Origin of the sequence: Pseudomonas sp. WMBT8 (assembly GCF_050916005.1) — a bacterium.
In the GTDB taxonomy this organism is placed as follows: Bacteria; Pseudomonadota; Gammaproteobacteria; order Pseudomonadales; family Pseudomonadaceae; genus Aquipseudomonas.
Genome location: NZ_CP188096.1, coordinates 2,974,502 through 2,988,381, shown reverse-complemented (window position 1 = coordinate 2,988,381; position 13,880 = coordinate 2,974,502). Strand labels below are relative to the sequence as shown.

Genomic DNA, 13,880 nt, shown 5'->3' with positions numbered 1-13,880 from the left:
GCGGTGTCCTCAGATGTGGTAGATGTCGATGACCTGGTGGATGTAATCGTTTTTCAGCACCACCTTCTTGTGCGTGATCAGCGGCTGCTCGCCGCGGATGTCCAGGCTATAGAAGGAGGTGCCGAAATAACTGTCCGTGGTCTTGTAGCGGTGGCTGAGGGTGTGCCAGTTGAAACGCAGCTGCACCTGGGCGCCATCGTCGGCCAGCACTTCGAGGTTGCAGAGCAAGTGCACGGTGCGCGGCTCGGGCGTGCTGGCGCTGGAGCGTTCGGTCTTGATCCGGAAGATGCGGTCTTCCAGGCCATCGCGGCTGGGGTAGTAGATCAGCGAGATTTCGCGTTGCGGGTCTTCGGTGAGGGTGTCGTAGTCGTCCCAGGCGGGCATCCAGAATTGCACCTTGGGCGAATAACACGCCAGCCACTCATCCCACTGGCGGTCATCCAGCAGGCGCGCCTCGCGGTACAGAAAGTCCAGCAGGCAGTCACGGGACAGGCTCATGGCTGCAGCTCCCGGTCGCTGGCGATCAGGCCTGGCTGTTCACGCTCTATTGCACGCTGCAGGCTTGCGGCCCAATGCGCATGCTGGCGCACGAACAAGCCTTCGTCTTCGGTTTTGCCCCCGCTCAATTGCGGGTGCATGCCCATGGCCCTGGCGTTGTCGTCGGCCCCTTCCACCCACTGCTTGGCGCCACGGCTCAGGTCATTCCACAGGGTGGTCGCGCCCTGGTAGCCGGTCTGGCAGGCGCGGAACTCTTCCAGGTCATCCGGCGTGCCCATGCCGCTGACGTTAAAGAAGTCTTCGTACTGGCGGATCCGCGTTGCCCGCTCCTCGGCGCTTTCGCCAATCGGCGCCATGCAATAGATCGTCACTTCGGTCTTGTCCACCGCGAGGGGCCGCACCACACGGATCTGCGTGGAGAACTGATCCATCAGGTACACATTGGGGTAGAGGCACAGGTTGCGGGTCTGGTCGACAATAAAGTCAGCACGCGCCTGGCCCAGGCGCTCGGCCAGTGCCGCGCGGTGGGCATGCACCGGGCGCACCTCGGGGTTGAGCAGGCGCGTCCACAGCAGGATATGCCCGTGATCGAAGGCGTAGACGCCGCCCAGGCTTTTCGACCAGCCATTGGCATCGACCGTGCGCGTGCCTTCGGCCTCGTAGTTGCGCCGGCCCATGGTCGCCGAGTAGTTCCAGTGCACGGAGCTGACGTGGTAACCGTCTGCGCCGTTCTCGATCTGCAGCTTCCAGTTGCCGTCGTAGACATACGAGGAACTGCCGCGCAGCACCTCCAGGCCCAGGGGGGCCTGGTCGACCATCTGGTCGATGATGACCCGGGTCTCGCCCAGGTAATCACTCAGTTGCGGCACCGCCTCGCTGAGACTGCCGAACAGAAAGCCACGGTAGTTTTCAAAGCGCGCCAGACGCGTGAGGTCGTGGGAGCCGTCGCAGTCGAAGCTGTCCGGGTAGGCGCCGGTTTTGCCGTCCTTGACCTTGAGCAGCTTGCCGGCGTTGCTGAAGGTCCAGCCGTGGAATGGGCAGGTAAATGAGCCCTTGTTGCCCTGTTTGCGCCGGCAGAGCATGGCGCCACGGTGGGCACAGGCGTTGACCAGGCCATGCAAAGTACCCTGTTTGTCGCGGGTGATGACCACCGGCTGGCGGCCGATCCAGGTGGTGTAGTAGTCGTTGATTGCCGGCACCTGGCTTTCATGGGCCAGGTACAGCCAGCCGCCTTCGAAGATGTGCTGCATCTCCAGGGCGAACAGGTCGGGGTCGGTAAAAATGTCGCGGCGGCAGCGAAATACCCCGGTAGCGGGATCTTCCTGAACGGACTCGCGCAATTGTGCAGCGAGGCGGTCGAGTGTAGTGGTCATGGGGCAGGCCCTCCGTTGTTCTTGTATCAGGCGCCCTCACCGTACGTGCTCCTCCCACTCCTCAATATCCGCTTCCTGCACATCAGTATCCGGCTGGCGCGAGCCGCTTAGCGATGGCGCTTCCAGGTCTGCGAAGGCAGCTCGCCAAAGCGTTTGCGATAGGCCTCGGAGAACCGCCCCAGGTGCATGAAGCCATGGTCCAGCGCCACTTCCGTCACACTGCGCGCACTGCTCAGTTGCAAACGCGCATGCACCCGCTCCAGCTTGCGCCGGCGCACATAATCACGGGGCGACAGGCCGACCTGGCGCGCAAACAGGCTATACAGCGACCGCTCGCTGACCTTGGCCACCGCCATCAATTGCTCGATACCGATGTCCTCGCCCAGGTGCTCCTCGATAAACTCGCGCACCGCCTCGAAACCACCGCCATGCGCCGCCTGGGGCACCACCCGCAACACATTGCTGGCCAGCAGCGCCAACAGCTTGTTGGCGACAATCCGCTCATACAGGTCCTGCACTTGCGGCTCGACGGCGTTTTCCGCCTCATGGCAGATCAGCCCCAGTAACTGCAGAAAACCGTCCATTTCACTCAGTGCATGGCGCGCCGCCGCAAAACGAATACCCGGTTGCGGCAGCGTCCAGTGCTGCGCCAGGCAAGCGTTTTCCAGCAGGCGCACCGGCAACTTGATGATGAATTTTTCGCAGTCGGCGGAATAGGTCAGGTCCACCGGGTCATCCGGATTGATCAGCAGGATCTCCCCCGGCCCGAAGACCTGCGCGTTGCCCCGGGAGTTGGAGCGGCAGTGCCCGCTCAGCAGGATCTGCAAGTGATAGATGGTTTCCAGCGCCACCGACGTCACCTGCACCGGCGCGCCATAGCTGATGCGGCACAGGTCCAGGCTGGAAAAGGTCCGGTGGCTGATACTCGCCAGGGGCCGGCCCTTGGGCGGCAGACGGATACAGTGGTTGCCCACGTGCTGGTTGACATAGTCCGACACGGCGTAGGCATCGGCGCCCTGGAAAATCTGGCTGCGCTCACTCAATAGCACGGTCATGGTGCGCCTCTTTATAGTTATTGGCCTCAGGCTGAGGCGTGATGTCGCGAGCGTCCAATATGGATAAGGTCTACATGGATACCCTTAAGGTATGGTGAGCTTTTCGCGACTCGGTAGTTCGCACCAGGCCGGCGATCACGCAGCGCATGCAGTCTATTGTTACTGTTTCATCAATAATGCTTTTCTACCTTGAGTATTTATCCGGAAAAACCCTGCGCCTAAACTGCGCGCAATTTCCAGGCAGCCATAACGCGCTAACTCTTATAAGGCGATCCAACGCCAAACTCCCTTTCCTAGAGCCCTCGGCGGCGCCCGCGTCGATTGACTACTCCCTCCCTGCCAGCCCCGATCAGCGCGACTGCCTGCTGCCGATTGAATGCCTTGCCCCCCTGCACATTGATTGCGTGCACTTTCCATTGACTAACGGAACGTATTAAAAAAATGACGGATGATCATCAACCCAAAACTCGCAAAGTTGCACTTGGCACGACCGCGAGGGTGCTGTTTTGCTTGCTTGTGCTGCTCGTAGCGCTGGCAATGATTTACGGCGGTTTCAAACTGGTTGCGCTGGGCGGCTCGAGTTACTACTTGATCGCGGGGCTGGCGTATTTGCTGCTGGCGGCGCTGATGTTCTTGCGCAAAGGGATAGGCCTTGCCCTTTCAGTCATCATCGCCTTGGCAACCTGTGCCTGGGCGTTTTACGAAGTGGGCCAGTTCAGTTACTGGGAACTGCTGCCGCGCCTGGTCGTTCCGGCAATTGTCCTGGCGCTCAGCCTATGGGTCGGCGCTACGTTCCCCACCACTTCATCACGCGCCCGGCGTTTGGCCAACGGCATGGGGCTCGTTGTGTTTGCGGGGCTGATCGCAACGTTTGTGGCGGCGTTCTATCCGCACGGTGCGATTTCCAATCCAGTCGCCGCGAGGGCTGCGCCCGCACCCACGGAGCCCGCCTCGGCGTCCGAAAACTGGGCATCCTTTGGCCGTAGTGCATCAGGCACCCGCTTTGCGCCGTTCAACCAAATCACCCCGCAAAACGTCAAGGACCTGCAAGTTGCCTGGATCTACCGAACCGGCCGCAGAACCACAGGGGGCGGCGCCGGTGTGGACGAAAACACTCCGCTGCAGATCGGCAACGTCTTGTATTCGTGCACCCCGGAAAACCTGATCACCGCCCTCGACGGCGATACTGGCAAGCCGATCTGGAAGTTCGATCCCCACGCCAGCAGCGCAGAGCACGTAACTTGCCGTGGCGTGGGCTATTACGACATCGATAAGGACGACAGTCTGAGCGCTGAAGTCAAAACGTCGTACGGCGACCAGCAACAATGCCGTCAGCGCATTCTGGTGTCGTCTGTGGATGCCCGTTTGTTTGCCCTTGATGCGCACACCGGCAGCCTGTGCGCGAACTTTGGCGACAAGGGTTACGTCGACCTGAAAAAAGGCATGGGCCCGACCGAGAACAGCAAGCGCTATCACCCCACATCGCTGCCGGTGGTCATGGGCCATCTCACCGTGGTCGGCGGCTGGGTGCGTGACATCGTCGCCAAAGAGCCTTCTGGCGCTGTGCGTGCCTTCGACGTGCTGACCGGCGCGCTGGTGTGGGCATGGGACATCGGTGCGCCTGAGGGCCAGGATGCAACCGCTGGCGACCAAGAGTTCACCCTGGAAACCCCCAATGTCTGGACCATTCCTACCTACGACAAGGCATTGAACCTGGTCTACCTGCCCACCGGTAACGGTCCGCCTGACTATTGGGGTGGCGACCGCAACCAGGCCAAGGAAAAGTATGGCTCGGCTATCGTCGCCGTCGATGCTTCGACCGGCAAAACCCAATGGGTTTACCAGACCGTTCACCACGATGTGTGGGACTACGACCTACCCTCCCAACCTGTGCTGTACGACATCAAGAACGCCCAGGGCGAAAAAACACCGGTCCTCATCCAGACCACCAAAACCGGCAATATCTTTGTCCTGGATCGCCGCACCGGCCAACCGGTCACTGAAGTTCAGGAGCGGGCGGTGCCTACTTCGCCAGCGGCCGAAGGCGAGCACCTGTCGCCGACGCAACCCCATTCGGTAGGCATGCCGGTGATTGGTGCCGAGCCACTGACCGAAAAGTCCATGTGGGGCGTAAGCACCTTCGACCAACTGTACTGCCGGATCATGTTCAAGGACTCCGTTTACGTAGGACCCTTCACTCCGCCAACTGAAAAGCCCTACATCGAATGGCCGGGCTTGCTGGGCGGCATGAACTGGGGTGGCATCTCTATCGACGAAAACACCGGCATGATGTTCGTCAACGACATGCGCGTCCCTTTGCGCATGGCGCTGGTTACCAAGGAAAACACCAAGAAGTTCAAAGTCTCGACCGATGAAGTGCCTGGCTTCATGGGCACCATTCGCCCACAAGTTGCCGGCATCTATGGTGGGGTGAAAATCGACATCCTCCAGTCGCCCCTGGGCGTGCCGTGCAACACCCCGCCATTTGGCAGCATGAGTGCCATCGACCTGCACACGCAGAAACTGGTCTGGCAGGTTCCGTTGGGCACCGTGCAGGATACCGGCCCGTTGGGTATCAAAACCCACCTGCCGATCCCGCTGGGCATGCCAACGCTGGGGGGCCCGACCTCGACGGCCTCGGGGCTGGTGTTCTTTGCCGGCACCCAGGACTACTACCTGCGGGCTCTTGAGTCGGCCACCGGTAAAGAGGTGTGGAAAGCCCGCCTGCCAGTGGGTGCGGTTGCGGCACCGCTGATCTACAAGTCACCGGCCACCGGCAAGCAGTATGTGGTGATCTCGGCGGGTGGCATGAGCCATTCGCCGGATGTGGGTGACTACATCATTGCGTATGCACTGCCAGAGAGCGCCGATAAACCATAAATCGTTGGTTAGCGCCGTCTAAAAATAATCCCCGGTTTCGGGGATTATTTTTGCTGGCTGGGAGGCAGGCCTGGACACTACTCAACCATAAGCCCGCGACGCACTCGCCCTGCCCTTTTATAGGCTCTGACCACCGTGTTGGTCTCACAAGAAATGATCCCCTCCAGGGACCCCATCCGCGCCGTTGAAACGGCCCACAGATCATGAATATCACGACACAATACATGCCAAAACAACTGCGAACGTCCGCTGGTACCGAACAGGCAACGCGTGTGCTCATCCTTTGCCAGCTCCAGGGCAATGCCATCTGCCGCACCCGGTCGGGTTTGTAACGACAGGATCGCCTCTACCCCATAGCCAACCAACAGCGGTTCAAGCTCCACACGAAAGGTCAGGGCATTACTGTCGACCAGCCCACTCAGCATCCGCTGAACCTTCGGTTCACTGACGCCACAGGTTTGGGCAAGCACGCCCAGGCTGGCCCTTCCATCGAGCATTAACGCGCCCAGTAGCCGCATCTCATCGGCATTCAGGCTCACAGGCCCGGCCAGCACCGGTTCAGTAGGCACCGAACCGTCAATCCGCCAGCGACTCGCTCGTCGGAACGATCTGAGCACCACCTGCGATTGAACCTGCCTTACTCCCGGCACCAGCGGCAACGCTCGCACCACCATGTCAGACAGCGCTTCCACATTCGGCAAATTGATCTCGGTGAAGATGTCGAACTCTCCAGTTGTCGCCATCACCACCTGCGTCTGTGCCAGTTGCGCCAAGTGCTCCGCTACTTCCTTCTGCCGCCCGTCGGCTACCCGAATCCACGCATGCAGCACCGGGCCACTCCCGACGACAACCGGATCAAGCTCGCCGATCACCCGGATATATCCACTGTCCATCAAACGTTGCAGGCGACGCGAAAGCGTCCGCTCGGCCACATCGCAGCACGTACTCAAATCCCGCCAAGTGCCACGGGGATTTGCCTGTAGTGCAACCAGGCAGGCCAGATCGGTTTCATCCAGCGCAAAATGTCTTTTTTCATCCGACTCAACGGTTGACGAGACCATATTCTTACAATACCTTCGCTCAAGTGGCCAAATTAAAACAAAACAAACCAGCAAATGTCTAAAAATAATTACAATTCAAAAACCAAAGGCACAAGCCAATGAATTATGCGACTCAAACGTCCCAAGCGGTAAAGCCGCAGGTATCAATCGCGCGCAAAATTGCGGCTGGCAGCATTGGGAACGCGGTGGAGTGGTTCGACTGGACGATCTATGCGTCGTTCGCGGTGTTCTTTTCTACACAGTTTTTTCCGAAAACTGACGAAACGGCGTCCCTGCTGGCGACTTTCGCTATTTTCGCCGTAGGTTTCTTCATGCGTCCAATCGGCGGTTGGGCGCTGGGGATCTACTCTGATCGCTATGGCCGCAAATCAGCATTGGGCGTCACCATCATGTTGATGGCTGGCGGCTCACTGATGATCGGCATTACCCCCACCTATGAGCAGATCGGGCTGCTAGCGCCGGTGTTGCTGGTGGTTGCACGACTGATGCAGGGTTTGTCGTTGGGCGGTGAATACGCGTCGGCCTCTACTTACCTGGCCGAGTTAGCGCCAGACCACCGTCGCGGCTTCTTTTCCAGCTTTGTCTTCTTCAGTTCCGCCGCAGGCATTCTGACCGCATCGGCGATCGGCTGGGCCCTTACTACCCTGCTCACCGACGAACAGATGAGAGAGTTCGGCTGGCGCATACCGTTCTTGCTCGGTGCCTTGGGCGGTGTCGCTGGTATTTGGCTGCGTATGTCGGTGCCTGAAACCGAAGCCTGCACCTCGCAACCGGCTAAAAAGGTAGAGAAGCAACCCCTACGCACCCTGCTGCGGGATTATCCGCGCGAGACCCTGCGAATTGTCGGCTTTTCGATCCTCAGCACATTTGCCTTCTACCTGTTCGTTATCTACATCCCCACCTATGCCATCCGAGCACTGCACGTGGAGTCCTCGACAGCCTTTGCGGCAAATACGGTTGCCATGGTTGCGTTCATGCTCGTGCACCCACTGTTCGGCATGCTCTCAGACAAGTTCGGGCGCAAGCCGCAACTGATCGTTTTTGCCCTGGGTTACCTGCTGTTCTTCTACCCGATTATCACCAACATGCAGCCGACGTTCTCGTCGATCCTGATGGTGGAGCTGTTCGGCCTGTTGCTCTACGCGCTTTATACCTCGATCGCCCCAGCCATCATGTCTGAACAATTCCCGAGCAGCGTTCGCGCCGTCGGTATTGGTGCGCCCTACAACCTGATGGTGGCCTTGCTCGGCGGGACTACGCCATACCTGCTGACCTGGCTGCAGAGCCACGGTCAAGAGAGCTGGTTCTTCTATTACGTGCTCGCAGGCGCCGCGCTCACCCTTCTGACCTTCATCAAAATGCCAGAGACCGCCGGAAAACCACTGAAATAGGCACTGGCTCGAACAACGCGATGCGATCCCCGTCAACGCCCGTCGAACACGGGGATACCGACTCACAAATCTTAGAATCCAGAAATTATGTGCGAACGATCCGAAGCCCTTTGTTTCCAGACTGCCCTGCAGATTGCCCATCTGATCGCTACCCGGCAGATCACCTCGCGCGCCGTCACACAATACTTTCTGGACCGTATTGCACGCAGCAGCGCGCTTAACGCCTTCACGATAGTGTTCGCAGAGCAAGCCTTGGCGGCCGCCGATGCCGCCGACAGTGCACTCGATACAGGCCAACCCTTGAGCCCATTGCATGGCGTGCCGGTTGCCATCAAAGACAACATCGAAATCGCCAACACCCTGGCCTCGGCAGGTTCGTTAAGCCGCCTGACCACTATCAGTTCCGCGACCAGCGCCGTCGCGCAACGTTTACAGGCGGCGGGAATGGTTATCGTCGGCAAGACCCAGATGACCGAATTTGCCTTCGGCTTATCCGGGCAGAACCCGACCCGAGGCACGCCCTGGAACCCCTGGGACGCCAAGTTGCATCGCGCCCCGGGCGGGTCCTCTTCAGGCGCGGCGGTTGCAGTTGCAGCAGGACTGGTACCGATTGCCGTCGGTGGCGATACCGGCGGATCGATACGAGCTCCCGCATCGCTTAATCATTTGGTTGGCTTCAAACCGTCCAGCGGCCTCATCAGCCTGGACGGTGTCGTTCCACTGGCTCCCAGCCTGGATGTGCTGGGCCCAATCGCCCGCGACGTAAACGACGCGCATGCGCTCACCGCCATCATTGCCAGCCCGTATACGGGCAATGGGTTGAAGGTTGAGGCTGAACTTGCCAGTGAGTGGGTGCCCACCAAGCCTGGCACCGTATTCGTACTGGACCAGAGTGCGTTCCCCAGTGCGCTGTCCATTGGCACCCGCCGGGTATGGGACCAGGCCTTGGGCAATCTGAACGCGGCCGGCTGGACGCTCGAAAGCTGGGTTCCCAATGATGAGTTGGATATCGCTCAGCTTTCCGAATGCAACTCGATGATCATTGCTTATGAGGGCTATCGCGAGTTTGGGCACCTGGCCCATGACCCCGCGCAGCTACTCTGGAAGGTGGTACGCAATCGAATCCTGGCGGGTGCGGATATCAGCCGTGATGCCTACGAACACGCCATTGCGCAGCGTGCAACGGCAGCCGCGGCATTCACCCGCGCGATCGGCTCATTTGGGGTGTTGTTGATGCCTGTCAGCAGCCACGGTGCCTTGCCCCTGGATGACGAGGACGTCAATCACGCCAGTATTGGCAAGTTCAGCCGAGCCAGTAATTACCTGGGCACTCCGGCAATCGCCCTGCCCGCCGGATTCGATGAGGCCCAGATGCCGATTGGCGTGCAGCTGCTAGGCCCGGTATTTACAGATATGCACTTGCTGAAAACAGCGAGCGCCATGGCGCCTTCGCTTTTACTTGACGGGCGCACGCCTGAGCTTGAGCGATGGGGGCTTTAAACCAGGTACAAACAGCAATCGCCCAAGACGACCAGTCCCAGTCACAGGCCGATCGAGATGGCAGCCCAATAAAAGATTGTTAATGCGAAGCACTATCATTAAAGTGCAGGACTTTCCTCTGCGTGATCTCTGCTAATGTCGAGCATGACCACCGAAGAGCTTGAGGTGGCGTTTCGGGCCCATGCCACCGAGTTGCGTTCGTTTCTTCATCGTCAGTTGCGCAATCCTGAGACTGCGGCCGATCTGACCCAGGAAACCTACCTGCGCCTGCTCCGCCAGCCACCCCGCAAGCCGGTGCTCAATCTACGCGGCTTTATCTTTAAAGTTGCGCGCAACTTGGCGATTGATCATGCGCGCAGCAGGCAGACGCGAGAGCGCCTCGACGAAGGCACCGCCTACCTCTACGAGGTGACCGGCGAGAGCCCGGCGCTGTTCGATGTGGTGGTCGCGCAACAAGAACTGGCCGCGATGGCTCACGCACTGCACCGCTTGCCTACCCAGTGCCAGGAGATATTCACGCTGTGTCGGCTGCAAAACCTGCCCCACAAGGAAGTGGCCCTGCAACTGAAGGTTTCGGTCAGTACGGTGGAAAAACAATTGGCTATTGCGCTCGACTTTCTCAGCCAATGCCTGCAACGATAGCCGGTATGCACGATCAACCCCACACCACGCCATCCCTCAGCGAAATCCAGCGCACTGCCCACGCGTGGGTGATTCGCCTCACCTCGGGTTCGGTGCAGCCATCGGATGTGGCGGCGGCGCGGGCATGGTGCGAACAGGCGCCGGAGCATCAGCAGGCGTTTGTCGAAGCGCGTCGGATGTGGAGCTTAAGTGCGCATCTGGCCCAGCCTGCTGCTTCGGCACGGCCGTCCGCGCGTCGCCTGTGGGCAATGGGTATCGCGGCGTCGTTGGTGCTCGGGCTCGGCGTGACATGGGCGCAACGAATGGCATTGGATGCCGACTATTACACCGGCACCGGTGAGCGTCGACAGGTCGTGCTAGCTGATGGTTCGCAGATCACCTTGAATGCCAACAGCGCCGTTGATGTGAAATTCACTGACGATGGGCGGCGTATTACCCTGCGCAAAGGCGAGGCCGTGTTCGACGTGAAGCCGGACCCGCAGCGGCCCTTCAGTGTGCAAGCGGGAGCCTTGAGCGCGACGGCCCTGGGCACGATCTACGCCGTACGCCGTGATGCAGAGCACGTGGATGTCACGGTGCGCCGCGGGCGTGTGGCCGTCACGGGCGAGCCTGACAAGGTGACGCTCGGCGCTGGCGAGACCGTTGGCGGGCGTGCCGATGGCCTGGGCGCCAAGCAGCGTGTGGACGTCGACACGATGCTGGCCTGGGAGCAAGGTCGCCTGGTCTTCGAGCTGACACCGCTGGCGCAGGTGCTTGAGCAACTCGAACGCTATCGTCCGGGAATCATAGTGCTGCGGGACTCGCGCCTGGGCGCACTCAAGGTCAGCGGCACCTTTCAGCTCAACGACCTGGACGAGGGCCTGACGACGCTGGAGAACGTCTTTGCCCTCAAGATCGAGCGCTACACCGACTATCTGCTGGTGATCTCCTCCAAGACTTGACTATTTTTACGGGTGTTGGCGTGTCAGCCGTCTTCCTTCCCTAGAACGATAATGCTTCGTATTAGGGAGACCACTGATGCACCATCCGTTACCTGAAGGGCTGCACATAAAATCGTTGTCCGCCGCCCCGCTCGCCCTCTTGTGCGTGCTGATATCCGGCCTGGCAGTGGCTGCCCCTCACTCTTTCAACATTGCACCGCAACCCCTGGCGAGCGCGCTGAACCGCCTGGCTGCTCAAAGCGGTTTACAGGTGATTTTTGATGGCACGCTGGTAGTCGGCAAGAACAGCCTTGGAGTCGTCGGCCCCAAAGAGCCAGAAGCGGCACTGGCTGACGTCTTGAAAGGCAGCGGCCTGACCTGGCGCGCGACCGGCGCAAACAGCGTGATGCTGGAAAAGGCCCCTGAATCGAGCAGCACCCTGCAATTGGGGGAGACGGCAATCGTCGGCCAGCAGATGGGTGAAACCACCGAGAACACCGGTTCCTACACCACCGGGGCCATGCAGACCGCCACCAAGCTCCCCTTGACCTTGCGGGAAACACCGCAGTCGGTCAGCGTGGTCACGCGCAAACGCATGGACGACAAAGCCATGACCACCATCAGCGATGTGGCCCAAAGCGCGCCGGGGTTTTTCCTGAATAACTCCGGCGGCGTTGGGCGACCCACGTTCAGCGCGCGCGGGTTCGACGTCGACACCATTATGTACGACGGCTTTCCCACCAGTTTCCTCACCTACCTGCCCAGCAGCGAAGCCAATCTGGCCATGTATGACCGGGTGGAAATCGTGCGTGGCGCCACCGGCCTGGCCCAGGGCGCGGGCAGCCCGGCTGGCGCGATCAACCTGGTGCGTAAGCGCCCGACCCATAAATTCCAGGCCGTGCTCACCGGCAGTGCCGGCAGTTGGGACGATTACAGCAGCACCCTGGACATTGGCGGCCCGCTCAACGAAAGCGGCACCTTGCGCGCCCGTACGGTGCTCTCGCGGCAGGACTCGAAAAGCTTTCGCGAGTCGGTAGAGAGCGACGCCGATCTGTACTACGGCGTCGTGGACGCCGACCTGACGGATACCACCACGCTGACGCTGGGGGCCTACCGGCAGAAGGACTACACCAACTACGTCTGGGGCGGGTTGCCCATGGCCCGTGGCGGTGGTCATCTAGGACTGCCCCGGGACACGTTCCTGGGGCATGACTATGAATACATGGACAACCGCACCACCGGGTATTTCGCGACCCTGGAGCATGGTTTCGCCAATGACTGGAAGCTGCGCATGGCAGCCATGCAGTCGATGACCAACACCGACGTGCTGGCCTCCTCCATATGGGGATACAACCGCCACTATCTATGGACGCAAGCCATGGAGCAGAAAGAGAAAGGCTATGACCTGGCCCTCAGCGGCCCCTTCCAGCTACTGGGCCAGGAACATGACTTCACCGTGGGCGTCAGCAAGCGCCAGCTGGATTATCGTACCGGTAAGATTTGGGAAAGGTTCATCGACAGCAACGTCGATCTGTTCGCGTGGGACCCGCGTGGCCACACCAAGCCCACTATCGTCAAAGGCCCCGACGGCCGTCTCGAGACGACGACGCAGGACAGCCTCTATACCAGCACCCGCCTGCGCTTGACCGACCCGCTGTCGCTGATTCTCGGCGGCCGTCTGGACTGGTACGAATTCCAAAGCAGGGCCAACCCTGCCAGCAGCTACAAGGTCACGCGCAATCTGACCCGCTATGCTGGCCTGGTCTATGACCTGGACACCAATCACTCGGTCTATGTCAGCTACACGGATATCTTCAAGCCACAGACCGAAAAAGGCCTCGGTGGACAAGTGGTGGTGCCTATCGTGGGCGAGAACTACGAGGTGGGTATCAAGGGCGAATACTTTGATGGCGCACTGAACGCCAGCCTGGCGGTTTTCCAGATTGACCAGAAGAACCGCGCCCAGCAATTGCCGGATGTCAAAGGCTGCGGTGCAACCGCCAACAGTGAGTGCTATGAGTCTTCCGGCCTGGTGCGCAGCCGCGGTGTGGACCTGGAAATCCAGGGCGCCCTGAGCGAAAACTGGCAACTGGCCGGCGGGTACACCTACACCCAGACGAAGTACGTCAACGACGCCACTGCAACCCTGGAAGGCCAGGACTTCAACCGCCGGCTGCCGCGCCAGCTATTCAAGCTGTCCACCCTCTACACCCTGCCCGGCGACCTGCAACGCTGGCGCATTGGCGGTGATGTTTATCAGCAGAGCCAGATCCGCACCGCAGGGGGCAGCGGTACCAGTGCATGGCAAAACCGGCAGGGCTCGTACACCGTGGCCGGCCTGGTGGCAGGCTACAAGGCCAGCGAGCAACTGGATTTGCAGGTCAACGTAAACAACCTGTTCGACCGTACTTACTACGTCAGCATCGCCAACGGCGGCTATGAACCGTATGACGTCTACGGCGACCCGCGTAACTTCAAACTGACTGCCCGCTACAGCTTCTAAGAAGCGGCTCGACGCTCATGTCCAAGGACGCTCATGTCCAAGGACGGACATGAGCAG

10 protein-coding genes are annotated in these 13,880 nt (G+C 60.1%); 6 read left to right on the top strand and 4 right to left on the bottom strand.

Annotated features, from left to right (window positions below):
- Nucleotides 1–9 precede the first annotated feature (9 nt).
- The 3 genes from benB to ACO77H_RS13995 all read right to left on the bottom strand — a co-directional run bounded on the left by benB (nucleotide 10) and on the right by ACO77H_RS13995 (nucleotide 2,926).
- On the bottom strand, nucleotides 10–498 hold the full coding sequence (benB, locus tag ACO77H_RS14005; RefSeq protein ID WP_169951484.1) for a benzoate 1,2-dioxygenase small subunit: 489 nt from the start codon (nucleotides 496–498) through the stop codon (nucleotides 10–12).
- Complete coding sequence (locus ACO77H_RS14000) at nucleotides 495–1,871, bottom strand: Rieske 2Fe-2S domain-containing protein (RefSeq protein WP_170041459.1); 1,377 nt, start codon at nucleotides 1,869–1,871, stop codon at nucleotides 495–497. The genes benB and ACO77H_RS14000 overlap by 4 nt, the downstream gene beginning before the upstream one ends.
- Nucleotides 1,872–1,978: 107 nt before the next feature.
- Nucleotides 1,979–2,926 carry an AraC family transcriptional regulator gene (locus ACO77H_RS13995; RefSeq protein WP_169951480.1) on the bottom strand — a complete coding sequence of 316 codons (948 nt, stop codon included), beginning with the start codon at nucleotides 2,924–2,926 and terminating at the stop codon, nucleotides 1,979–1,981.
- A gap of 537 nt (nucleotides 2,927–3,463) precedes the next feature.
- On the opposite strand from ACO77H_RS13995, the gene ACO77H_RS13990 reads away from it, so the two are divergent.
- Nucleotides 3,464–5,806, top strand: a complete 2,343-nt coding sequence (locus ACO77H_RS13990) for a membrane-bound PQQ-dependent dehydrogenase, glucose/quinate/shikimate family (protein WP_432755754.1) — start codon at nucleotides 3,464–3,466, stop codon at nucleotides 5,804–5,806.
- 77 nt (nucleotides 5,807–5,883) lie between these two features.
- Here the strand turns inward: ACO77H_RS13990 and ACO77H_RS13985 are convergent, their stop codons facing one another.
- Nucleotides 5,884–6,867: an Lrp/AsnC family transcriptional regulator gene (locus ACO77H_RS13985; RefSeq protein WP_432755707.1), complete on the bottom strand. Its 984-nt coding sequence runs from the start codon at nucleotides 6,865–6,867 to the stop codon at nucleotides 5,884–5,886.
- A gap of 98 nt (nucleotides 6,868–6,965) precedes the next feature.
- Between ACO77H_RS13985 and ACO77H_RS13980 the strand changes: the two genes are divergently transcribed.
- The 5 genes from ACO77H_RS13980 (at nucleotide 6,966) to ACO77H_RS13960 (ending at nucleotide 13,823) form a co-directional block, all read left to right on the top strand.
- The gene (locus tag ACO77H_RS13980; protein WP_170041462.1) at nucleotides 6,966–8,258 is read left to right on the top strand and encodes an MFS transporter; all 1,293 of its coding nucleotides are present in this window, start codon (nucleotides 6,966–6,968) and stop codon (nucleotides 8,256–8,258) included.
- Nucleotides 8,259–8,345: 87 nt separating this feature from the next.
- Nucleotides 8,346–9,758: an amidase gene (locus ACO77H_RS13975; protein ID WP_432755706.1), complete on the top strand. Its 1,413-nt coding sequence runs from the start codon at nucleotides 8,346–8,348 to the stop codon at nucleotides 9,756–9,758.
- A gap of 144 nt (nucleotides 9,759–9,902) precedes the next feature.
- Nucleotides 9,903–10,400 carry an RNA polymerase sigma factor gene (locus ACO77H_RS13970; protein ID WP_262376891.1) on the top strand — a complete coding sequence of 166 codons (498 nt, stop codon included), beginning with the start codon at nucleotides 9,903–9,905 and terminating at the stop codon, nucleotides 10,398–10,400.
- Between the two features lie 5 nt (nucleotides 10,401–10,405).
- Nucleotides 10,406–11,341 (top strand): FecR family protein, encoded by a 936-nt coding sequence (locus ACO77H_RS13965; protein WP_170041465.1) that lies wholly within the window; start codon nucleotides 10,406–10,408, stop codon nucleotides 11,339–11,341.
- A 76-nt stretch (nucleotides 11,342–11,417) separates the two neighbouring features.
- The gene (locus ACO77H_RS13960) at nucleotides 11,418–13,823 is read left to right on the top strand and encodes a TonB-dependent siderophore receptor (RefSeq protein WP_170057375.1); all 2,406 of its coding nucleotides are present in this window, start codon (nucleotides 11,418–11,420) and stop codon (nucleotides 13,821–13,823) included.
- Nucleotides 13,824–13,880 lie beyond the last annotated feature (57 nt).